Below are 22411 nucleotides of genomic sequence, written 5' to 3' on the forward strand. Positions count from 1 at the left end.
AAGCCATGCAGGAAAGGCGCAGCGAAAACCCGCTTGGGAGACGGACGCCCGTCCGTCCCCCAAGCGTTTTCTTAGACCATCTCGATCGCCATCGCCACGGCTTCACCGCCGCCGATGCACAGCGTGGCAACGCCGCGCTTGCCGCCGGTCTTGCGCAGCGCGCCGACCAGCGTGGCCATCAGGCGCGCGCCCGATGCGCCGATCGGGTGACCCAGGGCGGTGGCGCCGCCATGGACGTTGACCTTGTCGTGCGGCAGCTTGAAGTCGTTCATGGCGGCCATGGTGACCACCGCGAAGGCTTCATTGATTTCGTACAGGTCGACGTCCTCGGCTTTCCAGCCGGTCTTGGCGAACAGGTTCTTCAGCGCGCCGACGGGGGCGGTGGTGAACCAGCCCGGTTCTTGCGAATGCTGGCTGTGGCCGACGATACGGGCCAGCGGCTTCACGCCGAGCTTCTCGGCGGTGGAGGCGCGCATCAGCACCATCGCGGCGGCGCCGTCGGAAATCGACGACGAGTTGGCGGCGGTGATGGTGCCGTCTTTCTTGAACGCGGGCTTCAGCGTGGGGATCTTCTCCGGCATGGCCTTGGTGGGGGCTTCGTCGGTGTCGATCACCGTGTCGCCCTTGCGGCCGGCAACGGTCACGGGGGCGATTTCCCACTTGAAGCTGCCGTCTTCCGAAGCGGCGCGCGCGCGGCGCAGCGATTCCAGCGAGAACGCGTCCTGCTGTTCACGCGTGAATTCATATTTGGCGGCGCAGTCTTCGGCGAACACGCCCATGGCCTTGCCCTTGTCGTAGGCATCTTCCAGGCCGTCCAGCGCCATGTGGTCATACACGGTGTTGTGGCCGAAGCGGTAGCCCTGGCGGGCTTTCAGCAGCAGGTACGGCGCGTTGCTCATGCTTTCCTGGCCGCCCGCGACGACGACTTCGGCGCTGCCGGCCGCCAGCAGATCGTGGCCGAACATGGCGGCCTTCAGGCCCGAACCGCACACCTTGTGGACCGTGGTGCAAGCCACGCCCAGCGGCAGGCCAGCGCCCAGCGCTGCCTGGCGCGCGGGCGCCTGGCCCTGGCCGGCTTGCAGCACGTTGCCCATGATGACTTCATCGACTTGCTCGGGCTTGATGCCGGCGCGTTCGATGGCGGCCTTGATGGCCACCGCGCCCAGCTCGTGCGCGGCCAGGCCGGACAGGCTGCCCAGCATGCCGCCCATGGGCGTGCGGGCGATGGAAACGATAACAATGGGATCTGACATGGCTAGCTCCTGTGAGGGTCGGGTCAGCGTCTGGGTATCGGCACGGCGCGGTCGCTTGAAGGGCGTGCCGATCGCAGGCGTCTGTCCGTATCGTAAGGGAAAAATTCTTCAATCCTGCCCTGCGCCACCTGGGCACGGCAGGCTTGCCACCAATCCGGTTCCAGCAGGTCGGCGTGGTGGCGCATGAAGGCGCCGCGCACGCGCGGATCGCCTAGCAGGAAGCGGCCGAATTCTTCTGGGAATACGTCGTTCGGTCCAATGGCGTACCAGGGTTCGGAGGCCATTTCCGCTTCTTCGTTGGGGGCCGGCGGAATACGCCGGAAGTTCATTTCGGTCATGCGCTGGATTTCGTCGTAGTCATAAAAGACGACCCGGCCCAGCCGCGTGACGCCGAAGTTCTTGTAAAGCATGTCGCCGGGGAAGATATTGGCGGCCGCCAGTTGCCGGATCGCGTCGCCGTACTCGCGCACGGCGGGCTCCAGCAGCGCGTCGGACGCCTGGCGCAGATAGATGTTCAGCGGCGTCATCCGCCGTTCGATGTAGACATGGCGGATGACGACCGTGTCCCCGGTTTCCTCGATCAGGCTGGGCACCAGGCGGCGTAGTTCTTCCAGCAATGTAGGCGCGAAACGGCTGCGCGGCAGCGCCACCTGCGAATATTCCCAGGTATCGGCCATGCGGCCGACGCGATCGTGCAGCTTCACCATCTGGTATTTGCGGCGCACGGTGGCGTGGTCCATGCCGTCTTTGTCGATGCGGTCCTTGATCAGCTTGAACACGTAGGGGTAGGACGGCAGCGTGAACACGCACATCACCATGCCCTTGATGCCGGGCGCGATGTCGAAGGCGTCGCGAGAGTGGGCCAGGTGATGCAGGAAGTCGCGATAGAACAGCGTCTTGCCCTGCTTCTGCAGGCCGATCATGGTGTAAAGCTCGGCCTTGGGCTTGCGCGGCAGCAGCGTCGCCAGGAAGTTCACCACGGCGGCCGGCGCTTCCATGTCGACCAGGAAATATGCGCGCGTGAAGCTGAACAGCGTGCTCAGGTCGTCCGCGCCCAGCAGCAGCGCGTCCAGCGTCACCTGCCCCGCCGGGTTGCGCGTCAGCGCCACGGCAAAGGGGTAGACGGTGGTCTGGTTGATCAGGCGGCCGACGATATAGGCGCCCTTGTTGCGAAAGAACAGCGAGCCCAGCGCATGGACCTGGCAATCGCTGGCGATGCGCCGTCCGACGTGCCGCGGCAACAGTTGGCGCAACTGCGTCACCGCGGCGCGCGCCAGCATGCGGGTGTCGCGCGGAAGGTCTTCGAAGGGCAGCGCCAGACCGAAGTCCGCCACCATGCGGATCAGGCTTTTCTCCAGCCCATCGGTTGCCGGGTAGTACACCCGGTACGACGGCGTGCTGCTGTCCAGGTAGTCGGTCGCGACGGCCGGACGCACGAACAGGAAGTCGTTATGGAAATAGTCGCGGTGCAGCAGCCGGCACGACACCGAATTGAAAAAGGTCTCGGCGCATTCGGGCTGGCGGTGGTCGCCCAGCAGCCCCACGAATTCCTGCTTGATCTGTTGCCAGTAGGCGGTCTGGGCGTCGGTCAGCGCCGGCGCGTCGGTGCCGGTGGCGCCATTTGCGCCATTGGCCCCGCCACCATTGGCAGCCGCGACACCCAACGCGCCCTCCGGGCGGCCGCGCAGCACACCTTCCAGCTGCGTGGCGCATTCGCGCACCCGCATGTCGTAGTACTCGATGCGTTCGCGGGACAGATGTTGGATGCCGTGCCAATCGCCCGATTCGAACAGCGCCTTGGCGCGCTGCGCGCTGTAGCGGAACAACGCGTAGTGACGGTCGAACCCGGCCAGGATCAGCCGCGCGACATCCAGCGGCGACGGCCCCGGGGCGGGGGCCTGCTCGATATGCTGGACATCGGACATGCGGATCATGGCGGCGGCGTCCTGGGGGTCAGGCGGTCTCGTTGAACAGTTCGCGGCCGATCAGCATGCGGCGGATTTCGCTGGTGCCGGCGCCGATTTCATACAGCTTGGCGTCGCGCCACAGGCGGCCCACCGGGTACTCGTTGATGTAGCCGTTGCCGCCCAGGATCTGCACGCCCTCGCCCGCCATCCACGTGGCTTTCTCGGCCGTGTACAGGATCAGCGCGGCGCAGTCCTTGCGAACCTGGCGCACGTGTTCGGCGCCCAGCTTGTCCAGGTTCTTGCCCACCTGGTAGCAAAAGGCGCGGCTGGCCTGCAGCGTGGTGTACAGGTCGGCGACCTTGCCCTGGATCAGCTGGAATTCGCCGATGGCCTGGCCGAACTGCTTGCGGTCGTGGATATAGGGGACGACCACGTCCATCACGGCCTGCATGATGCCCAGCGGGCCGCCGGACAGCACGGCGCGTTCATAGTCCAGGCCGCTCATCAGTACCTTCACGCCGCCGTTGACCTGACCCAGCACGTTTTCTTCGGGGATCTCGCAATCCTGGAACACGAGTTCGCCCGTGTGGCTGCCGCGCATGCCCAGCTTGTCCAGCTTCTGAGCCACCGAAAAGCCTTTGAAGCCCTTTTCCACCAGGAACGCGGTGATGCCGCGCTGGTGCGCTTCAGGGTCGGTCTTGGCGTAGACGACCAGCGTGTCGGCGTCCGGCCCGTTGGTAATCCACATCTTGGTGCCGTTCAGCACGTAACGGTCGCCTTTCTTCTCGGCGCGCAGCTTCATGCTGACCACGTCCGAACCGGCGCCCGGCTCGCTCATGGCCAAGGCGCCCACGTGCTCGCCGGAAATCAGCTTGGGCAGGTACCTGGCCTTCTGGGCCGCCGTGCCGTTGCGGTTGATCTGGTTTACGCACAGGTTGGAGTGGGCGCCGTAGGACAAGCCAACGGAGGCGCTGGCGCGCGAGATCTCTTCCATCACCACCATATGGGCCAGATAGCCCATGTTGGCGCCGCCGTATTCCTCGTCGGCCGTCATGCCCAGCACGCCGAGTTCGCCGAATTTGCGCCAGAGGTCCATGGGGAACTGGTCGCTGCGATCGACTTCCGCCGCGCGGGGCGCGATCTCGGCCTGCGCGAAATTGCGCACCGCGTCGCGCAGCATGTCCAGGTCTTCGCCCAGGTCGAAGTTCAGGCCGGGAAGATTCATCGATGTCTCCGTGATAGTGGGTACTTACATTCTTATGGTCGCCTGCCATCGGCGCGATGCCGCCACCGGAGGCTCATCATGCGCCGATCGCGTCTTGCTGCGCAATGATGCAGTGCAAATATTACGTTTACGTAAACGTAAATTGGAGTCGGGTTATCCCTAGGGAAATGCGTCCTTCCCAGGAAGCGGCGGTGAGTAACATTCCAGCCGATCCCTGAATCCCGCTTTGGCGCTATGGAGTTTGCCGTGCTCGAACTATCGAATCTGGACGAAATTGTGGCGCTGCGGCGCGATATCCACATGCACCCCGAGCTTTGCTATGAAGAGCACCGGACCGCCAAGGTGGTGGCGGACACGCTGCGCGGCTGGGGCATCGAAACGCATACCGGCATCGCCAAGACCGGCGTGGTCGGCGTGATTCGCCACGGCGCGTCCAACCGGGCCATCATGCTGCGCGCCGACATGGACGCGTTGCCCATGCAGGAAGAGAACCAGTTCGAACACCGTTCGCGCCACGACGGCAAGATGCACGGCTGCGGCCACGACGGCCATACCGCGATGCTGCTGGCCGCCGCGCGGCACCTGCAAAGCGCGGGCGGTTTCGACGGCACGGTGTACCTGTGTTTCCAGCCCGCCGAGGAAGGCGGCGCGGGCGGGCGCGCCATGATCCAGGACGGCCTGTTCACGCGCTTCCCGTGCGAAGCGGTGTTCGGCATGCATAACTGGCCGGGCCTGCCGGCCGGGTCGTTCGGCGTGTGCGCGGGGCCGATGATGGCGGCGGCCAACGGTTTCAAGATCACGGTGAAGGGCAAGGGCGGCCACGCCGCCGCACCCCAGGATTGCGCCGACCCCGTGCCGGCGCTGTTTGCCATCGGCCAGTCGCTACAGACCATCCTGACCCGCAGCAAGCGGCCGCTGGACGCCGCGGTGCTGTCCATCACGCAAGTCCAGGCCGGTGGCAGCGTCATCAACGTGATTCCGAACAGCGCCTGGCTGGGCGGGTCGGTGCGCGCCTACAGCACGGACGTGGTGGACCTGATCGAACGCCGCATGAACGAGATCGCCGGCAACATCGCCGCCGCGCACGGCTGCGAGGCCGACGTGTTCTTCGAACGCCGCTATCCGGCGCTGGTCAACACCGTGGCCGAGACCGAGTTCTGCATGGGCGTCATGCGCGACGTGGTCGGCGAAGACCGCGCGCTGACCATCGAACCCGCCATGGCCTCGGAAGATTTCGCCTTCCTGCTGCAGGAAAAGCCGGGCTGCTATGTGTTCCTGGGCAACGGCGACGGCGAACACCGCATGGCCGGCCATGGCCTGGGCCCATGCATGCTGCACAACGCCAGCTATGACTTCAATGACGCCCTGATTCCGGCGGGCGCGTCGTACTGGGTTCGCCTGGCGCAACGCTATCTGGCGGCCTGACCGCCGCGCCCGCTTGATGGGTTTCCCGCTTCACGCTTGACTCAACGCAGTGCTACGCAACATCACCAGGACAATATGAAAAAGAAGACAGTGCTGATCAAGGCCGCGGGGGCGGCCCTGGCAATCATGGCAAGCGGCGCGATGGCCCAAAGCTGGCCCGCCAAGCCCGTTACGCTGGTCGTGCCCTACACCGCGGGCGGCAGCGCCGACGCGATCGGGCGCCGCCTGGGTGATGTGCTGCGCAAGGAAACCGGTATCACCGTCATCGTCGAAAACAAGCCGGGCGCCGGCGCGTCGGTGGGCACGGACTTCGTCGCCCGCGCGCAGCCGGACGGCACCACGTTGCTGCTGGCCTCGACCAGTCCGCTGACGATCTTCCCGCATCTGGCCAAGACCAACTACGACCCGATGAAGGATCTGACGCCGGTGACCAGCGTGGCCGTGGCGCCGGTCGCCATCGTGGCAACCAAGGCGCTGCCGGTGAAGGACTTCGCCGGTTTGGTGGAGTACGCCCGTGCGCACCCCGAGGGTGTGCGCTACGGCACGCCGGGCCAGGGCACCGTCGCCCACATCGGCATGGCCGCCGTCACCACGCAGACCGGCACGAAGATGCTGCACGTGCCTTACCGCGGCAACAGCCAGGCGCTGACCGACGGCCTGGGCGGCGTGGTCGAGCTGCTGGTGGTCAACAGCGACGTCGTGCTGCCGCATGTGGCCAACGGCGCGCTACGGCCGCTGGCGGTGATGGCGCCGCAACGCCTGGCCGCCTGGCCGGACGTGCCCACGATGGCCGAACTGAAACTGCCGCAGGCGCAGTACTACTCCAACTTCGGCGTGTTCGCGCCCGCCAACCTGCCACCGACCGTGTCGCAACCGCTGCTGGCCGCGTTGACGAAAGCAATCGCCAGCGCCGACTTCCAGGACCTGCTGGCCAAGTCGTACCTGCAACCGGGCACGGTATCGGGTGACGCGTTCGCCAAGCAGGTGCAGGCAGAGTTCACGAACAACGCCCGCATCATCAAGGAAGGCAATATCAAGGCGGAATGACCGGGGCGTGTATCGGGGGCGGCCGACATCGTCGGCCCTCTTAGCTGCTTCTGGGCCCGAACATGATCACCAGCATGCCGGCCAGGCACAGGCCCACGCCGACCCAGTCGCTGGCGCTGGGCCGCACGCCATCCACCGCCCATAGCCACAGCAGCGCCATGCCGATGTAGACGCCGCCATAGGCGGCGTAGACCCGCCCGGATGCCGTCGGGTGCAACGTCAGCAGCCAGGCGAACAGCGCCAGACTGGCGGCGGCGGGCGCCAGCAGCCAGATGGAATGGCCTTTGCGCAGCCACAGGTACGGAAGGTAGCAGCCGACGATCTCGGCCACTGCGGTCAGGATGAACAGCGCGAGGGTCTGCAGGGCGCCCACGTGCCCGTCCTCAGGGCTTTTGCGCCAACAGGGCGCGGCATTCGCGTTCCTGCTGGGCGATCTCTTGCAGCGTGTCTTCGATGTCGCGGCGCTGTTGCTCCAGCGTGGCGCGATGCTGTTCCAGTACGCTGAGGTACTGGCGCAGCTGCACCTCGGTGTCGCCCGGGCCGTCGTACATGTCGATCAGGGTCAGGATTTCAGACAGTTGCAGCCCCAGCCGCTTGCCCCGCAGCGCCAGTTTCAGGCGCGTGCGGTCGCGCGGACCGAAGATGCGGTTGCGTCCCTCGCGCGCCGGGCTGACGATCCCCTGGTCTTCGTAGAAGCGGATCGTGCGGGGCGTGACGTCGAACTCGCGGGAGAGTTCAGAGATGGTCCAGGTTGACGAGGGCATGCGGCGTGTGGCAGTTTACGTAAACGTAAATTATGATGACTTGACGTCAACGTCAAGCGTGGAGCGAGAGGCAATGAACCCCAACGAACAGAAACTGAACTACCCCTGGGCAGACTTCCAGCCCGAAGCCGGCCGGGCGCACATCGTGGCGGAGGGGGTCAAATGGATTCGGATGCCGCTGCCGTTCGCGCTGGATCATATCAACCTCTGGCTGTTGCGCGACAACATCGACGGCCGCGACGGCTGGACCATCGTCGACTGTGGCATCTCGCGCGACGAGGTCAAGGCGCTGTGGGAAGACGTCTTCAAGAATGAACTGGAGGGGCTGCCCGTGTTGCGCGTGCTGGTCACGCACATGCACCCCGACCATATCGGCCTGGCCCACTGGTTGTGCGAACGCTGGGACGCGCGGCTGTGGATGACGATGACGGACTTCATGGTTGCGTCGCTGTGGTCTTCGCGCAGGAACGAGGCCGGCGCCGGCCCCGGCGGCCAGTCGGCCGTCGATCACTTTGCCCGCCACGGGCTGACCGACCCGGAGGCGCAAGCGCAGATCCGCCAGCGCGCCAACTACTTCCCCAACCTTGTGCCCGCCGTGCCTTCGCGCTACACGCGCATCATGCACGGCGACCAGGTCCGCATCGGCGGCCGCGACTGGCGCGTGATCGTGGGCTATGGCCATGCGCCGGAGCACGCGTCGCTGCATTCGCCTGGCCTGAACGTGCTGATTTCGGGCGACATGGTGCTGCCGCGCATCTCCACCAACGTCAGCGTGTTCGACTACGAACCCGACGCCAACCCGCTGCCCCTGTACCTGCGTTCGCTGGACGGTTATGACGGCCTGCCGGACGACACCCTGGTGCTGCCCTCGCATGGTCGTCCCTTCACCGGCCTGCACGAGCGCATCGCGCAGCAGCACGAGCATCACCGTGACCGTTTGGCGGAAGTGCTGGAGGCGTGTGCCGCGCAGCCGCAGTCCACGTCAGACATCGTGCCCGTGTTGTTCAAGCGCAAGCTGGACCTGCACCAACTGACGTTCGCCATGGGCGAGGCGCTGGCGCACCTGCACGCGCTTTATTTCGAAGGCAAGCTCAAGCGCGCCACCGGCGCCGACGGCATCGTGCGCTTTACGGCGGTTTGATCGGAAACCAGGGCGGGTTGCGCGGCGAGCGGGCAACCCCGCGATCCCCGCGGCCTCTTTTACCGCGTCGCGGTCGCCAGGCGCACGGCCAGGCCCACGAAGACCAGGGCGGCGATGCGGTTCAACCAGCGCTTGGCCGTCACCGAACGCTGCAGCAATTCGCCGAACGCGCCCGAGAAGAACGCGATGGCGCCGAACACCAGCAAGGTCGACACCATGAACACGGCGCCCAGCTGCAAGGTCTGGATGCCGACCGGGCCCAGCGCCGGCGAGGTGAACTGCGGCAGGAAGGCGAAGAAGAACAGCAGCACCTTCGGGTTGGTCAGGTTCATCACGATGCCGCGGCGATACAGCGCACCGGGCTTGCGCGCTTCGGGCGGTTTGCCGGCTTCCGATTCCACCGGCGCACGCAGGATCTGCCATGCCAGGTACGCCAGGTAGGCGGCGCCCGCCAGTTTCAGCACGGTGAACGCCATGGGCGACGCGGCGAACACCGCCGCCAGGCCGAACGCGACGGCGGCGGTGTGGCCCAGCAGGCCGGTGCATAGCCCCAGCACCACCAGCATGCCCGCCTTGCGTCCCCAGATGGCCGACTGCATCAGCACGAACAGGTTGTCGGGTCCGGGCGTCAGGGCCAGCAGGACGGCAATGCCGAAAAACGCGATCAGGGTATCGAAGGGCAGCATGGGTCTCGCCTGGAACGGGAAGGCTCCGGTCAGCCGGAGAATGGCATCATAAGGGCAAAATCCACCGGCCTTGCGTGCCGACAACCGGAGACAGACGCCTCATGACCGCTAACGCCCCGCAGGAGTCGCAAGCCCGCGACGACAACGACACCCGTCCCGACGCCGCGCTGGAAACGTGGCTGCGAGCCCGGCACAGTTGCCGGGCTTTTCTGCCCGCGCCGGTGCCTCGCCCCACGATCGAACGCATCCTGACCCTTGCGCAGCGCACGGCGTCCTGGTGCAACTGCCAGCCCTGGCAAGTGGCGATCACCGAAGGCGCGGGCACCGAACGTCTGCGCACGGCGCTGCAAGCGCGGGCGGAAGAAGCAGCGGTCACCCCCGGCTTCACGCCCGACTTTCCCTTCCCCCGCGAGTATCGCGGCGAATATCTGGCGCGTCGCCGCGAGTCGGGCTTCCAGCTGTATGGCGCGGTGGGCGTGGAACGCGGCGACCGCGAGGCCTACCGCCGCCAGGAAATGCGCAACTTCCAATTGTTCGACGCGCCGCACGTGGCCATCATCACCACTGACGAGGCGCTGGGTGAGTACGGCGCGATGGACTGCGGCGGCTACGTGGCGAATTTCCTGCTGGCGGCCCAGGCCAACGGCGTCGCGACCGTGGCGCAGGCCTCGCTGGCGATGTACCCCGAGGTGTTGCGCGACGTGCTGGGCATCGGCCCGGGCCGTCGCGTCGTCTGCGGCATTTCCTTCGGCTACGCCGACGCTACGCATCCCGCCAACCGCTACCGCACCCACCGTGCCGGCCTGTCGGACACCGTGGCGTGGGTCACGGCCTAGGGACAGCGGGCCGCGCGCCTGATATGGTTCACCCTGTCCGCCCTTGATCCAGCCTGTTCATTCCGGCCCTGTTCATTCTTAAGCAGTCCCTTGAAGATGACCACCAAACACATCGATACGGTTTTGCAGCACGCGGGCACCGCCCCGTTCCACCCCGAAACCGGCACGGCGCCGGTGCCGCTGCCGCCCATGCGCGCCAGCACGGTCCGCTTCGAAAACCTGGCCGCGCTGGAGCTGGCGCAACGCACCAAGGCGGCCGGCGGCCGCGCCACCACCTATGGCCGCATGGGCATGGACACGCATGCCGCGCTGGAAGAAGTGTTCACCCAGCTGGAAGGCGGCACGCATTGCTATCTGGCGTCGTCGGGGCTGTCGGCGATGACGATGGTCATGATGGCGTTGTGCTCGGCGGGCGACCACGCGCTGATCTCCGACTGCGTGTATGGCCCGATGCGCGAATTGGACGATGCCGTGCTCAAGCGCATGAATATCGACATCACGTATTTCGCGGCCGGCGATGACCTGGATGCGCTGGTGCAGCCGAACACCAAGCTACTGTATGTGGAGTCGCCCGGTTCGCTGCTGTTCGAAATGCTGGACATGGGCGCGATGGCCGCGTTCGCGAAGGATCACGGGCTGGTGCTGGCCACCGACAACACCTGGGGGTCGGGCTACATCTACCGTCCGCTGACGCTGGGCGCGCAGGTGTCGGTGATCGCGGGCACCAAGTACGTGGGGGGCCACTCCGACCTGATGCTGGGGGCCGTCGTCACCAACGACGAAGCCATCGCCAGGAAGCTGAACCGCACGCAGTACGCGATGGGCTATTCCATCAGCGCCGATGACGCCTGGCTGGCGCTGCGCGGCGTGCGCACCATGCCCATCCGCATGGCCCAGCACGCGCGACATGCGTTGCAGGTGTGCGAATTCTTCAAGAGCCGCCCCGAAACCGTGCGCCTGTTCCATCCGGCCTGGCCAGCGGACCCGGGCCATGCGCTGTGGCAGCGCGATTGCACGGGATCCAACGGTATGCTGTCGGTGGAACTGCGCCTGTCGCCCGCGGCCGCGCGCGCCTTCGTGGATGCGCTGACCCTGTTTGGCATCGGCTTTTCCTGGGGCGGCTACGAAAGCCTGGTGCAGCTTGTGTCGCCCAATGATCTGTCCAAACACCGCTATTGGGGCGATGGCGACAACGCGGTCGTCCGCCTGCACATCGGCCTGGAATCGCCGGAAGACATCATCGCCGACCTGACCCAGGCGTTGGAAAAGGCCGCGGCGGTACGCGAGTAACGCCGCACCCCGCGCAGCCCGCAGGGCATGGCGCCATCGGCGCGCCGCGCCCTGCCTTCACACCGCCGCGCTGCGGATCCAGGCGCCGATGCGTCCGGCGATGTCGTCGCTGTTGTCGTCCATCATCGGCATGTGGGAGTTGCCGGCAACGCCCTGGTCCGCCAGCCGCCATACTTCTACCCGCGCGCCATGCCGCGCCAGCGCTTCGGCATAATCCTGGCCGGCGGCGCACAGGCGCTGCCACAGCGGCGTGGCGTCCAGATAGTCGCCATAGACGAACAGGAAGGGCTTTTCCGCCACCGCGGCGGCCACGACGTCGCTGGAGAAACCCGACGGTTCGATGCCGATCACGCCGCGCACCAGGTCCGGCCGCGCATGCAGGGCCCGGTAGGCCACTTCGCCTCCGTGGCTGTGCGCAACCACCAGGCAGGGGCCCACGCGGTCCAGCACGGCGCAGAATCCGCGCAAGGCCGCGTCGTTGTTGCCCAGCCAGCGCGGTACCGCGTGGCGAATGAAGTCGTCGAACGCGCCGACGGGAAAGCGCTGCCCGTCGAATGCGCGCCGCGCCTCGAAATCCTCGGCGCGCCCGAAGCGGAACAGCGACCAGCTTTCTTCCGCGTTGCGGATGATGGGCGGCTCGGGCCAGACCTGCTGGAACGGTGCCCAGCCGGCGCGGCCGCGTTCGACGTTGTCCACCACATACACCGCGTGGCCCTGGCGCAGGAAATGCTGCATCCACCCCGGCCGGCCATCCGGCGTCTGTTCCCACATGGCGCCCGTCATGCCGCCGCCGTGCAGCAGCACCACCGGCAGCGGATGGGACAACCGGGCCGGGATGAAATACTGCACGTAGGCCTGCTCGAAGTGGTACAGGCCATTGGGGTCGTACGCCAGCGACGCGCTTTGCGTGAAAGCGATGTCGCGCTGCGGCAGGCCGGCCACGCGCACGGGCTTGCCGCCCGCGTAGAAGCTGCCGAAGTCCGCCAGCGCAACCGGCGCCGGGGCCGACGTCGCGCCGGCCGGCTTCATTTCTTGACCAGCGGGCATTGGCTTTCCGATAGCGGCCAGGCCAGCGTATCGCCGGGGATAGTGCGCACGATGTTGTAGTAGTCCCAGGGCGCTTTGGACTGCGCGGGCGTCTTCACCTGCGCCAGCATCATGTCGCGCACCACCAGGCCGTCTTCGCGGATGCGCGCATTCAGGCTGAACGGGTCGTCGATGGGCAGCGCCTTCATTTTTGCCATCACGGCGTCCGAATCCGCCGTGCCAGCGGCCTTCACCGCCTGCAGGTAGTGGCGCACCGAACTGTAGACGCCCGCTTGCAGGAAAGTGGGCGGGCGGCCGACGCGCGCTTCGAATTTCTTGGTGAAGGCGCGCGTGCCGTCGTTCATGTCCCAATACGCGGGCACGGTCAGATAGGTCTTCTGCGCCGCCTGCAGGCCCAGGCTGTGCACGTCGGTGATCAGCAGCAGCATGGCGGCCAGCTGCTGCGCGCCGCCAATGCCGAATTCCGCAGCTTGCTTGATGGCGGAAATGGTGTCGCCGCCGGCGTTCGCGATGGCGATGATCTGCGCCTTGGTGCCCTGTGCCTGGAGCAGGAAGGATGCGAAGTCGGAGGCGTTCAGCGGGTGGAACACGGTGCCCACCACTTCGCCGCCATTGGCTTTGACGACGCTTTCGGTGTCCGCGGCCAACTGCTTGCCGAACGCGTAGTCGGACGCCAGGATGAACCAGCGCTTGTTGCCTTCGTTGACGACCGCGGTGGCGGTGCCGCGCGACAGCGCATAGGTGGTGTACGTCCATTGCACGCCGTAGGGCGAGCATTGCGCCTGCGACAGTGCGGTGGTGCCGGGGCTGGAGAACAGCACCAGCTTCTTCTTTTCGCGCGCAATGCCCTGCACGGCCAGCGCGACGGACGAATTGGGCACGTCCACCACGACGTCCACGCCGTCGGTGTCGTACCATTTGCGAACCATGCCGCTGCCGATGTCGGGGCGATGCTGGTGGTCGCCCGACACCAGTGAAATGGGCTTGCCCAGCACCGAGCCTCCCATTTCCTCGATGGCCAGGCGGGCGGCTTCCACCGACCCCTTGCCCGTGGCGTCAGCGGTAACGCCCGCCATGTCCGTCAGAACGCCGATCTTCACGCCGTCGGCCGTGCTGGCGTGCGCGGCAAGCGCGCCGAACGCCAGGCACAGGCCAACGCCCAATGCCGCGCGGTTGCGCAGGGATTGCTGTTTCATTTGTCTTCCACCCGTTTGATGCCGTCGTTGCGGCGAATTTTTGTGGCGAAAGTGTAGCGCCGGCGTTCAAGGGCCGGGCGCTGCTGAAACATCTTCTCCAAAAAGAAAGCGCCCCGGCCATCAGGCCGGGGCGCTTTGCCGTGAAGCGCGGGCGCGGATTACTTGTTGCGCGCCATCGGGATCAGTTGGTTGACTTCCTTCAGGGCGCCTTCGTAGCTGTTGCCCGCCATGACCGGCGAGGTCATGAACTTGCCGCCCACGGCGAACGAGGGCGTGCCGTCGATGCGGTAGGCCTCGGCCAGCTGGTTGGCGCGCTGCACCTGGGTTTGCACGCTGAACGAATCGAAGACCGAGTCGAACTTGGCGCGGTCCACGCCTTGGGATGCGACCCACTCGCCCATGGCCTTCTTGTCGAACAGGCGCTTGTGCTCGCCGTGGATGGCGGTGAAGAACTTGGCGTGCAGGTCCGGGCGGTCCAGGGCCAGGAACGTGTAGTACACCTGCTGCAGCGGCTTCATGCCGGCGTTGAAGGCGATCGGCACTTGCTTGAGCACGACGTCCGACGGCGCGGTCTTGACCCAGTCTTCAACCATGGGTTCCATGGCGGCGCAATGCGGGCAGGTGTAGGCGAAGAACTCCAGCACTTCCACTTTGCCCGGGGTGTCCGACGGCAGCGGCGGGTTGATCGACACATAGGCCGGCGTGCCTTGAGCGTGGCTTGCCTGGCTGAAGAACGCCGTGGCGGTCAGCGCGGCCGCGGCCATGATGCGGATAATCTTGGTGGACAACATGGATGAGAGGTTCCTGGGTAAAAAGTGACAGACAGGCCCGGGGCCGGATAAGTTCAATACCAAGTGTGCAAAGCGGGCGGCGGCCGCGCCTTATTGGCGCACCACGGCGGTTTCAATCTTGTTCTCGCCCAGCCTGCCGCGGGCGCGGTTCATGTCGTCCAGGCGCGCGAACGGGCCAACGCGCACCCGGTTGATCGCCTTGCCGTTCACTTCGGCTTTCTGCACGGCCACCGGCAACCCCAGCAGGATGATGCGGGCCTTCAGCGATTCCGCATCGTTTTCGCCGCGGAAGGCGCCCGCTTGCAGGTAGTACGTGCCCGTTGCCGCCGACGCGGTGGCGGTGGCGGCTTTGGGGGACGGGGCCGGTGCGGCTTTTGAAATCGGCGTGGGCGCCTGCGTGGGCGCCACGGCGACCTGCGCGGGGGCGGAAGACGATGCCTGCGGTTTGGCGGTTGACGGCAGCGTGGCGATCAGCGCGCCCAGGTCGTCCAGCTTGGACGGCGTTTCGTCCGGCTTGGCCGTACCAGCCGTGCCGGCGCCTGCGCCAGGCAGCGGCACCGGCGCGGTGGCGGTCGGGCCGGTGGGCGGCGCACCCGCCGCGCCGTCGCGGCCGTACAGGCCGGCGTTGGGGTCCGGCGCCTGGCGGGGATCGGGCAGCTTGCCCGTGTCGCCTTGGCGGCTGGCGCGGTCCACGAAGGGTACCGGCGCCTTGGTGACGTAGAACGCCACGACGGCGGCCACGATCAGGCCGATAAGCAGGCCGGCGAGCGCCCCGTAGAGGGTGCTGCCGCTTTCGCCAGAGGAACGGCGGGTGGTTTTGCGCTTGGTTGCCATGTACCGATGTTACATCCGCTCGGGGGCGGAAACGCCCAGCAGCTCCAGGCCGTTGGCCAGCACCTGGCGCGTCGTGGCGGCCAGGCGCAGGCGGGCCAATTTAAGGGCCACGTCGTCGATCAGCACGCGTTCGGCGGCGTACCAGGCGTGGAAATCCGAGGCGCAGTCGCGCAGCCAGAAAGCGATGTGGTGCGGCGACAGGTCCTGGGCGGCCAGGGCCACCACGTGCGGGAATTCGGCCAGGCGCTGCATCAGCGCGAATTCGGTCGGCGCGGTCAGCAGGGAGGCATCGGCGGCGGCCACGTCGGCGGCCGGCATGCCGGCGTTGTTGATCATCGTGCAGATGCGCGCGTGGGCGTACTGGATGTAATAGACGGGGTTCTCGTCGCTCTTGGACAGCGCCAGGTCCACGTCGAATACGAATTCGGTGTCGGCGCGGCGCTGGATCAGGAAGTAGCGCACCGCGTCGCGGCCCACCCAGTCGATCAGGTCGCGCATGGTCACGTAGCTGCCGGCGCGCTTGGAGATCTTGACCTCTTCGCCGCCGCGCATCACCTTGACCATCTTGTGCAGCACGTAGGACGGGTAGTCCTTCGGGATGCCCTCTTCCAGCGCTTGCAGGCCGGCGCGCACGCGGGCCACGGTGCCGTGGTGGTCGCTGCCCTGGATGTTCACGGCGCGGTGGAAGCCGCGTTCCCATTTGGCCTTGTGATACGCCACGTCCGGCACGAAGTAGGTGTAGCCGCCTTCGCTCTTTCTCATGACGCGGTCTTTGTCGTCGCCCGTGCCAAGTTCGGTGGTGCGCAGCCACAGCGCGCCGCCTTCTTCATAGGTGTGGCCGCCGGCGACCAGCGCCTTGACGGTGGCCTCGACGCGGCCCGACGTGTACAGCGAGCTTTCCAGGTAGTAGTTGTCGAACTTCAGGCCGAACGCCTGCAAGTCCAGGTCTTGTTCGCGGCGCAGGTAGGCCACGGCGAAGGCGCGGATGTCGTCCAGGCTGTCGATGTTGCCGGTGGCGGTAACGGGCTGGCCGTCCGACGCCTGCAGGGTCTTGCCGGCCTGGAAGTCGCGCGCGATGTCGACGATGTAGTCGCCCTTGTAGCCGTCGGCCGGCCATTCGGGGGAGTCGGTCGTCAGGCCGCGGGCGCGGGCCTGCACGCTGATGGCCAGGTTCTCGATCTGGTTGCCGGCGTCGTTGTAATAGAACTCGCGGGTCACGTCCCAGCCGCTGGCGTCGTACAGGCGGCACAGGGCGTCGCCCAGGGCGGCCTGGCGGGCATGGCCCACGTGCAGCGGGCCGGTCGGGTTGGCGGAAACGAATTCAACCAGGATTTTTTCGCCGCTGCGGGGCGCGCGGCCAAAGCTTGCGCCTTGCTCGGCCACGGTGCCGATGACGGCTTGGCGGGCGGCGGCGGTGACGCGCAGGTTGATGAAACCCGGGCCGGCGATCTCAGCGCTTTCGACCAGGTCGCGCGCGGCCGGCGCGGCCAGCAACGCGTCCACGATGGCCTGGGCCAGTTCACGCGGGTTGCGGCCGGCGGGCTTGGCCAACTGCATGGCCACGTTGGTGGCGACGTCGCCGTGGGCGGCGACCTTGGGGCGCTCCAGCAGCACATTGGCCTGGGCGTCGGGAAGGCTCTGCGCAACGGCGGCCTGAATCAGGGAGATAAGCTGTTTTTGTTGCTCGGGGAGCATGGGCGTCTGGAGAAGTTCTGGGTGAGCGGCCAAGGCGAAGAACTGGCGGACGGCGTCCGGCCTGGCAAGGCCACGGGAATCCCCTGAATGATAGTTGATTTGGCGGCCCAACCGGCGCCCGAGGGGCCGGAAACCGTCCGGCAAGCGTTCAGCGGGACGGCGGAACTGTCAATAAAATCAAACTCATAGCCGCATCATCCCTGGGCGGGGCGCCGGGTACGCGGAACGGCGCCGGGTGCCCAGTTGGCATCCCCCGGGCGTTGCGGTAGTGTATGTAACGCATTCAATGAAGGAGACTGCAACATGCTGATTACCTTTCACTCCAAGGTCGTGGCCGAGGTCCTGATGCTGTCCGACCACGCGGCAGGCATCTTGCAAGCGGCCGGCAAGTCCATCGGAGACAAGATTCCGGAACGCGGCGTATTCACCGTCGAGCAGTTGGGACCGGCCATCAGCGGCATCGAAAACGCGATCGCAAACGCCGAGCCTCCCGAAGAGGAAGACGACGAGGACAAGGCCCCCCGTTCGCCGATGGCCCGCGTGGTGGGCCTGAAGGAACGCGCCTATCCTTTGCTGGACATGATGCGGCAATCGAAGGCCGCCGGCGTCGAGGTCACCTGGGAAGCATCGCGCGGCTGGTAGGCAATGTCGCCGGGCGGACATTCCCGCCGGCGTTTTTTGCCTACCCTTCTCGCCTGACGCCCATTCAAGGAATTTTCCATGCGCAGCGACATCACGATAGTTTTCGACCCCCGGCGTTCGCTGGACCTGACGGCCACGGTGGAAACCTCCCCGCAACGCCAAGCGCAAGCGCGCGACTGGTTCGACGGCGCCTGGGAAACCCTGGGCTGCGAACCCTTGCGCCCCAGCGGCAAGGTGCTGCTGCTGGACAAGGTGTTGGGCGTGGCCGACGCCTTGGGTTACGACACCCTGTCCACCGACGAGAAGGAAGCCCGCGAATTCGCCGAGAACCTGGCGCTGGCGCTGGAGCGTCCGCGCATCACGGTCGACCTGCCCGGCCTGACGGTGGGCTACTGACACCGCCGGGCGCTGCCCGGGCATGCGAAGGCCCCGCCATGGCGGGGCCTTTTTCATGACGCCAGGCAAATGCCGGCCGCGCGTTACCGGATCCCGGCCCGCATGAACGATTGCACGAACTGGCGCTGGAACAGCAGGAAGGCGATCAGCAGCGGCGCGGCCGACATGAGCGTCGCGGCCGTGATGACGGACCAGTCGATGCCCTGGTCGGTCGACGAGAACACCTGCAAGCCCACCGTCAACGGACGGGACTCGACCGAGTTGGTGATGATCAACGGCCACAGGAAGTTGTTCCAGTGGTGGCTGACCGACACCAGGCCATAGGCCACGTAGATCGGCTTGGCCAACGGCACATAGACCTTCCACAGGATCTGCATGGCGTTGGCGCCTTCCATGCGCGCCGCTTCCTCCAACTCCCGCGGCACGGTCTTGAACGTCTGGCGCAGCAAGAAGATGCCGAAGGCCGATGCGAAATACGGCAGGCCAATCGCGAACACCGTGTCGCGGATGCCCAATTGGCTCATCGACCGGTAGTTCTCCACCAGCAACACGTCCGGCATGATCATCAGCTGCAGCAGCACCAGCATGAAGACGAAGTCCCGGCCGCGGAACTCGAAGCGCGCGAACGCGTAGCCTGCCAGCGTCGACAGCACCAGTTGCGCCGCCAGCACCATCGTGACCAGCAGGAAGGTGTTCAGGAAGTAGCGCGGAAACGGCGCGGCCTGCCAGGCCCGCGCGAAGTTGTCCAGCGTCAGCGGGGCGAACAGGTCGAAGCGGGTCGCATAGGCCGGCGGGTGGAACGCCGCCCACATGGCGTACGCCAGCGGCAGGATCCACAAGAGGCCAAGCGCCCAGGCGCCCAGGGTATCTAGCTTGTCTTTCATTGATAGTGCGTCCTGCGGTCCAGCCAGCGGAACTTGATCAGCGCGGTCAGCGCCAGCACCACCAGCAACACGACGGTCAGCGTGGCGGCGTAAGCCGTGTCCCAGAAACTGAAACCCACCTGGTAGATGTAATACAGCAGCAAGGTGCTGGCATTGTCGGGCCCGCCGCGCGTCATGACGACTACGTGGTCCACCAGCCGGAACGCGTTGATCAGCGCGTTGATCAGCACGAAGAGCGTGGTCGGCATCAGCAGCGGCCACAGGATGCGGCGGAAGTACTGCCAGCGCGACGCCCCTTCCAGCATGGCGGCTTCGCGCAGCGACGGCGACACGGTCTGCAGGGCGGCCAGATAGAAGATCATGAAGAAACCGGATTCTTTCCACACCGTCACCAGCATCAGCGCCGGCAACGCCGTGTCGCGGCTGCCCAGCCAGTTGGGGCCGGGGGAACCGAACCAGCCCATCACCTGGGCGATCAGCCCGTACTGCGGCGTGTAGAAGAACAGCCAGATGTTGGCCACCGCCACCATCGGCAGCACCGTCGGCGTGAAATACGCCATGCGCAGAAAGCCGCGGCCGCGCAGATTGCGGTTTACCCACAGCGCCATGATCAGCGCAATGCCGATGGACGTGGGGATCGTGCCCAGCGCAAACCACAGGTTGTTCCACAGCGACTGCCAGAACACCGGATCGTCACGCATGACGGCATAGTTCTCCAGGCCCACGAAGCGCGCCGGACGCGCGCCCTTGGGCGTGGAAAAGAAGCTGTGCCAAAGCGTCGCCAGCGCCGGGTAGTGCGTGAACGCGGCGAGCAGCACGATGGCCGGCAGCAACAGCAGCCAGCCATAAAGCGCATGTAAAGAGCGGCTCATCGTGCTTGTCGGTTTATTTATAGGAACGCAGGATGCGGTCGGCCTCGCGTTGCGCATCGGTCAGCGCCTGCTGCGGCGTCTTCGAACCCGTCAACGCCGCTTGCAGCGCGTCGTTCAAGGTCTTGGTGACGCGCTGGTTTTCATGCGTGGAGAATTCCGCCACGCTGACTTCCAGCTGGTCGCGCGCGACCGCTGCGGCCGGCACTTCCTGCGCATACTTTTTCATCTTCTCGGTCTGCCAGGCGGCCGGCGTAACCGCGACATAGCCCGTGGCGATGCTCCAGTCGGCGGCGCGTTCCGGCGTCGTCACCCATTGCGCGAACTTCAGCGCGGCCTGTTGTTGCGCCGGCGTGCCGCTCTTGAAGATATAGAAGTTGCCGCCACCCGTCGGGCTGCCGCCGCGCTTTTGTTGCGGCATCATGGCCACCCCGAACGGGAAGTCGGCGTTCTTGCGGATGTTGGTCAGGTTGCCGGTGGTGGTCCAGACCATCGCCGCCTTCTTCTCCAGGAAGTCCTTCGGCGTGGTGCCCCAGTCGATCGTGCCGGTCGGCATGATCTTGTGCTTGGCCGACAGGTCGCGCCAGAACTGGGCGGCTTCCACCACGGCGGGCTTGTCCAGGTAAACCTCGTTGCCAGCTTCGTTCATCAGGATCGCGCCGTTGGGCGTGGTCAGGGCCTGGAACAGCCAGTACGCGAACGCGCCGCCCGACGGGATCTCGATGCCCCACTGCGTGGTGTTGCCCGAGGCGTCCTGCTTGGTCAGTTTCTTGCCGTACTCGACCAGTTCGGCCCAGGTGCCCGGCGCGCGCTCGGGATCCAGGCCGGCCGCCTTGAACAGGTCCTTGTTGTAGTACATGACGATGGTCGAACGCTGGAACGGCACGCCCCAGGTGTGGCCGCCCGTGCGGCTGTTCTGCATGAAGGCGTCGTAGAAGCTGCCCAGCCACTTCTTGTCGGCATCGCTTTTCGCCAGCGAATCAATCGAGACGATGGCGTCTTCGTCGATCAGCGTGAACATGTCGGTGGACAGCAGCACGGCCAGCTGCGGCGGCGTGCCGCCCTTAAGCGCCGTCAGCGCCTTGGCGATCGAGTCCTGGTACGAACCGGCGTAGATCGGCTTGATCTTGATGTCGGGATTTTCCTTCTGAAAATCCGCGACCATGTCATCGACGATCTTCGTGATGGGGCCGCCGACCGCCACCGGGTAATAGAACTCGACTTCGACGGGTTTGTTCTGCGCCTGCACAGGCAGCGAGAGGCAGGCGGCGGCCAGGCTGGCGGCCAGGGTCTTCAGTACGATGCGTCGCATGGGGGTTTCCTTTTCTGTGTAAGGGGCAGCAAGCCGAAGGCGCGGCGTGGGGGCCACTTTTCTTAGCGCCCGACGGTGTTGATCACCGCCGAATCGGCGGCAAAGAAATGCTGTTGCCCGTCCTGCCAGGACAGGTTCAGGGCCTCGCCGGCGCGGGCGCGCAAATGGCCGCCCACTCGCACGGCCACGCCGCTGGTGTCGCCGACCCGGCACACCACGATGGAATCCGCGCCGAAGTACTCAACGCTTTCGACGATGGCCGGAATGCCGGCGCTGTCGATGCGGATGTGTTCCGGACGCACGCCCAGCTTGATGGCGCCGGCCGGCGCGTTCGCGATCACGGGGCCTTGGGTGCCGGCGATGACGGCGGTGCCGTTGGCGGCGGCAAGCCCGATCAGATTCATGGGGGGCGTGCCGATGAAGCGCGCCGCGAATTCGCTGGCCGGGCGCGCGTACAGGCCGTCAGGCGTGTCGTGTTGTTCGATCTGGCCCCCGCGCAAAAGCACTACCTGGTCGGCCATGCTCATGGCTTCGGTCTGGTCGTGCGTGACGTAGACCATCGTGATGCCCAGGTCTTGCTGCAAGGCGCGGATCTCACGGCGCATTTCGTGGCGCAACTGCGCGTCCAGGTTGGACAGCGGCTCGTCCATCAGGCACACCGGCGCTTCGGAGATCACCGCGCGTCCCAGCGCCACGCGCTGCTGCTGTCCGCCCGACAATTGCGAAGGCTTGCGGTCCAGCAGATGGCCCAGGCCCAGCAGGCTGGCCACGCGTTGCAGGCGCCGCTCGAAGTCGCGCGCCGGTTCCTTGCGCACGCGCAGCCCGAACAGGATGTTCTCGCGCACCGACAGGTGCGGAAACAGCGCATACGACTGGAACACCATCGAGATGCGGCGCTTGGCGGGCGGCAGCCCGGTCACGTCGCGGTCGCCGATGCGGATCGTGCCCGATGTGGGCGTGTCCAGCCCGGCGATCATGCGCAGGGTGGTCGACTTGCCGCAGCCCGACGGGCCCAGCAGCACCGTGAAGCTGCCTGCCGGCACGGTAAAGCTCACGCCATGGATCGCGGCGGCGCCGCCATACTGTTTGGTGAGGTTATCCAGAACGATGGATGACATGCTGTCTCGACGATCTAATAGTTAGATCCGCATTGTTGCCTGTTATGAAAACC

At 66.2% G+C, this 22411-nt stretch carries 22 protein-coding genes; 7 read left to right on the forward strand and 15 right to left on the reverse strand.

What is annotated here, in order from left to right; genetic code table 11:
• Nucleotides 1-71: 71 nt before the first annotated feature.
• Genes ACE039_RS22440 through ACE039_RS22450 form a run of 3 tightly spaced genes read right to left on the reverse strand, consistent with a single transcriptional unit; the run spans nt 72 to nt 4385 of the window.
• On the reverse strand, nt 72-1253 hold the full coding sequence (locus tag ACE039_RS22440) for an acetyl-CoA C-acetyltransferase (RefSeq protein ID WP_105559394.1): 1182 nt from the start codon (nt 1251-1253) through the stop codon (nt 72-74).
• A gap of 23 nt (nt 1254-1276) precedes the next feature.
• Nucleotides 1277-3187, reverse strand: a complete 1911-nt coding sequence (gene aceK, locus ACE039_RS22445; protein ID WP_485823378.1) for a bifunctional isocitrate dehydrogenase kinase/phosphatase — start codon at nt 3185-3187, stop codon at nt 1277-1279.
• 19 nt (nt 3188-3206) lie between these two features.
• Nucleotides 3207-4385 carry an isovaleryl-CoA dehydrogenase gene (locus ACE039_RS22450; RefSeq protein WP_105559392.1) on the reverse strand — a complete coding sequence of 393 codons (1179 nt, stop codon included), beginning with the start codon at nt 4383-4385 and terminating at the stop codon, nt 3207-3209.
• 246 nt (nt 4386-4631) lie between these two features.
• Here ACE039_RS22450 and ACE039_RS22455 point away from each other — a divergent pair, with 246 nt between their 5' ends.
• Nucleotides 4632-5810, forward strand: coding sequence for a M20 aminoacylase family protein (locus tag ACE039_RS22455; protein ID WP_485823379.1), 1179 nt, complete (start codon nt 4632-4634; stop codon nt 5808-5810).
• Between the two features lie 75 nt (nt 5811-5885).
• Nucleotides 5886-6857, forward strand: a complete 972-nt coding sequence (locus ACE039_RS22460) for a Bug family tripartite tricarboxylate transporter substrate binding protein (protein WP_485823380.1) — start codon at nt 5886-5888, stop codon at nt 6855-6857.
• Nucleotides 6858-6897: 40 nt separating this feature from the next.
• Here the strand turns inward: ACE039_RS22460 and ACE039_RS22465 are convergent, their stop codons facing one another.
• Together ACE039_RS22465 and ACE039_RS22470 are read right to left on the reverse strand one after the other, a co-directional pair.
• Nucleotides 6898-7230: a YnfA family protein gene (locus ACE039_RS22465; protein ID WP_448708707.1), complete on the reverse strand. Its 333-nt coding sequence runs from the start codon at nt 7228-7230 to the stop codon at nt 6898-6900.
• A gap of 10 nt (nt 7231-7240) precedes the next feature.
• Complete coding sequence (locus ACE039_RS22470) at nt 7241-7621, reverse strand: MerR family transcriptional regulator (RefSeq protein ID WP_006226120.1); 381 nt, start codon at nt 7619-7621, stop codon at nt 7241-7243.
• A gap of 73 nt (nt 7622-7694) precedes the next feature.
• Between ACE039_RS22470 and ACE039_RS22475 the strand changes: the two genes are divergently transcribed.
• Nucleotides 7695-8762 (forward strand): MBL fold metallo-hydrolase, encoded by a 1068-nt coding sequence (locus ACE039_RS22475; RefSeq protein ID WP_105559390.1) that lies wholly within the window; start codon nt 7695-7697, stop codon nt 8760-8762.
• 59 nt (nt 8763-8821) lie between these two features.
• Here the strand turns inward: ACE039_RS22475 and ACE039_RS22480 are convergent, their stop codons facing one another.
• Nucleotides 8822-9448 carry a LysE family translocator gene (locus ACE039_RS22480; protein WP_105559389.1) on the reverse strand — a complete coding sequence of 209 codons (627 nt, stop codon included), beginning with the start codon at nt 9446-9448 and terminating at the stop codon, nt 8822-8824.
• Between the two features lie 101 nt (nt 9449-9549).
• Between ACE039_RS22480 and ACE039_RS22485 the strand changes: the two genes are divergently transcribed.
• Nucleotides 9550-10284 (forward strand): nitroreductase, encoded by a 735-nt coding sequence (locus ACE039_RS22485; RefSeq protein WP_485823381.1) that lies wholly within the window; start codon nt 9550-9552, stop codon nt 10282-10284.
• 96 nt (nt 10285-10380) lie between these two features.
• Entirely contained in the window at nt 10381-11574 is a 1194-nt protein-coding gene (gene metC / locus ACE039_RS22490; protein ID WP_485823382.1) for a cystathionine beta-lyase, read from the forward strand.
• Between the two features lie 57 nt (nt 11575-11631).
• Here metC and ACE039_RS22495 read toward each other — a convergent pair whose 3' ends face one another.
• The 5 genes from ACE039_RS22495 to argS form a co-directional block, all read right to left on the reverse strand.
• Complete coding sequence (locus tag ACE039_RS22495) at nt 11632-12621, reverse strand: alpha/beta hydrolase (protein ID WP_485823383.1); 990 nt, start codon at nt 12619-12621, stop codon at nt 11632-11634.
• Nucleotides 12600-13817, reverse strand: coding sequence for an ABC transporter substrate-binding protein (locus ACE039_RS22500; protein ID WP_485823384.1), 1218 nt, complete (start codon nt 13815-13817; stop codon nt 12600-12602). Before ACE039_RS22500 ends, ACE039_RS22495 begins: the two co-directional genes overlap by 22 nt.
• Before the next feature lie 158 nt (nt 13818-13975).
• On the reverse strand, nt 13976-14608 hold the full coding sequence (locus tag ACE039_RS22505; RefSeq protein ID WP_310035560.1) for a thiol:disulfide interchange protein DsbA/DsbL: 633 nt from the start codon (nt 14606-14608) through the stop codon (nt 13976-13978).
• A 90-nt stretch (nt 14609-14698) separates the two neighbouring features.
• Entirely contained in the window at nt 14699-15442 is a 744-nt protein-coding gene (locus ACE039_RS22510; RefSeq protein ID WP_105559383.1) for an SPOR domain-containing protein, read from the reverse strand.
• A 9-nt stretch (nt 15443-15451) separates the two neighbouring features.
• Nucleotides 15452-17137, reverse strand: a complete 1686-nt coding sequence (gene argS, locus ACE039_RS22515) for an arginine--tRNA ligase (RefSeq protein WP_105559382.1) — start codon at nt 17135-17137, stop codon at nt 15452-15454.
• A 303-nt stretch (nt 17138-17440) separates the two neighbouring features.
• Between argS and ACE039_RS22520 the strand changes: the two genes are divergently transcribed.
• Together ACE039_RS22520 and ACE039_RS22525 are read left to right on the forward strand one after the other, a co-directional pair.
• A complete protein-coding gene (locus ACE039_RS22520) occupies nt 17441-17779 on the forward strand; it encodes a DUF1840 domain-containing protein (protein WP_485823385.1) in 339 nt (112 codons plus the stop codon).
• Nucleotides 17780-17857: 78 nt separating this feature from the next.
• Entirely contained in the window at nt 17858-18175 is a 318-nt protein-coding gene (locus ACE039_RS22525) for a hypothetical protein (protein WP_054420998.1), read from the forward strand.
• Nucleotides 18176-18258: 83 nt separating this feature from the next.
• Here ACE039_RS22525 and ACE039_RS22530 read toward each other — a convergent pair whose 3' ends face one another.
• The 4 genes from ACE039_RS22530 to ACE039_RS22545 form a co-directional block, all read right to left on the reverse strand.
• Entirely contained in the window at nt 18259-19059 is an 801-nt protein-coding gene (locus ACE039_RS22530) for a carbohydrate ABC transporter permease (protein ID WP_105559380.1), read from the reverse strand.
• The gene (locus tag ACE039_RS22535; protein WP_105559379.1) at nt 19056-19931 is read right to left on the reverse strand and encodes a carbohydrate ABC transporter permease; all 876 of its coding nucleotides are present in this window, start codon (nt 19929-19931) and stop codon (nt 19056-19058) included. Before ACE039_RS22535 ends, ACE039_RS22530 begins: the two co-directional genes overlap by 4 nt.
• 13 nt (nt 19932-19944) lie before the next feature.
• Nucleotides 19945-21240, reverse strand: coding sequence for an ABC transporter substrate-binding protein (locus ACE039_RS22540; RefSeq protein WP_105559378.1), 1296 nt, complete (start codon nt 21238-21240; stop codon nt 19945-19947).
• 62 nt (nt 21241-21302) lie between these two features.
• Entirely contained in the window at nt 21303-22358 is a 1056-nt protein-coding gene (locus tag ACE039_RS22545) for an ABC transporter ATP-binding protein (protein ID WP_105559377.1), read from the reverse strand.
• Nucleotides 22359-22411: the final 53 nt, after the last annotated feature.

This window comes from Achromobacter maghribensis (genome assembly GCF_057334215.1).

Coding starts and splice junctions, on each gene's coding strand:
- ACE039_RS22440 (WP_105559394.1), bottom strand. CDS start 1,253: ATGTCAGATCCCATTGTTATCGTTTCCATCGCCCGCACGCCCATGGGC.
- aceK (WP_485823378.1), bottom strand. CDS start 3,187: ATGATCCGCATGTCCGATGTCCAGCATATCGAGCAGGCCCCCGCCCCG.
- ACE039_RS22450 (WP_105559392.1), bottom strand. CDS start 4,385: ATGAATCTTCCCGGCCTGAACTTCGACCTGGGCGAAGACCTGGACATG.
- ACE039_RS22460 (WP_485823380.1), top strand. CDS start 5,886: ATGAAAAAGAAGACAGTGCTGATCAAGGCCGCGGGGGCGGCCCTGGCA.
- ACE039_RS22470 (WP_006226120.1), bottom strand. CDS start 7,621: ATGCCCTCGTCAACCTGGACCATCTCTGAACTCTCCCGCGAGTTCGAC.
- ACE039_RS22475 (WP_105559390.1), top strand. CDS start 7,695: ATGAACCCCAACGAACAGAAACTGAACTACCCCTGGGCAGACTTCCAG.
- ACE039_RS22480 (WP_105559389.1), bottom strand. CDS start 9,448: ATGCTGCCCTTCGATACCCTGATCGCGTTTTTCGGCATTGCCGTCCTG.
- ACE039_RS22485 (WP_485823381.1), top strand. CDS start 9,550: ATGACCGCTAACGCCCCGCAGGAGTCGCAAGCCCGCGACGACAACGAC.
- metC (WP_485823382.1), top strand. CDS start 10,381: ATGACCACCAAACACATCGATACGGTTTTGCAGCACGCGGGCACCGCC.
- ACE039_RS22495 (WP_485823383.1), bottom strand. CDS start 12,621: ATGCCCGCTGGTCAAGAAATGAAGCCGGCCGGCGCGACGTCGGCCCCG.
- ACE039_RS22500 (WP_485823384.1), bottom strand. CDS start 13,817: ATGAAACAGCAATCCCTGCGCAACCGCGCGGCATTGGGCGTTGGCCTG.
- ACE039_RS22505 (WP_310035560.1), bottom strand. CDS start 14,608: ATGTTGTCCACCAAGATTATCCGCATCATGGCCGCGGCCGCGCTGACC.
- ACE039_RS22510 (WP_105559383.1), bottom strand. CDS start 15,442: ATGGCAACCAAGCGCAAAACCACCCGCCGTTCCTCTGGCGAAAGCGGC.
- argS (WP_105559382.1), bottom strand. CDS start 17,137: ATGCTCCCCGAGCAACAAAAACAGCTTATCTCCCTGATTCAGGCCGCC.
- ACE039_RS22520 (WP_485823385.1), top strand. CDS start 17,441: ATGCTGATTACCTTTCACTCCAAGGTCGTGGCCGAGGTCCTGATGCTG.
- ACE039_RS22525 (WP_054420998.1), top strand. CDS start 17,858: ATGCGCAGCGACATCACGATAGTTTTCGACCCCCGGCGTTCGCTGGAC.
- ACE039_RS22530 (WP_105559380.1), bottom strand. CDS start 19,059: ATGAAAGACAAGCTAGATACCCTGGGCGCCTGGGCGCTTGGCCTCTTG.
- ACE039_RS22535 (WP_105559379.1), bottom strand. CDS start 19,931: ATGAGCCGCTCTTTACATGCGCTTTATGGCTGGCTGCTGTTGCTGCCG.
- ACE039_RS22540 (WP_105559378.1), bottom strand. CDS start 21,240: ATGCGACGCATCGTACTGAAGACCCTGGCCGCCAGCCTGGCCGCCGCC.
- ACE039_RS22545 (WP_105559377.1), bottom strand. CDS start 22,358: ATGTCATCCATCGTTCTGGATAACCTCACCAAACAGTATGGCGGCGCC.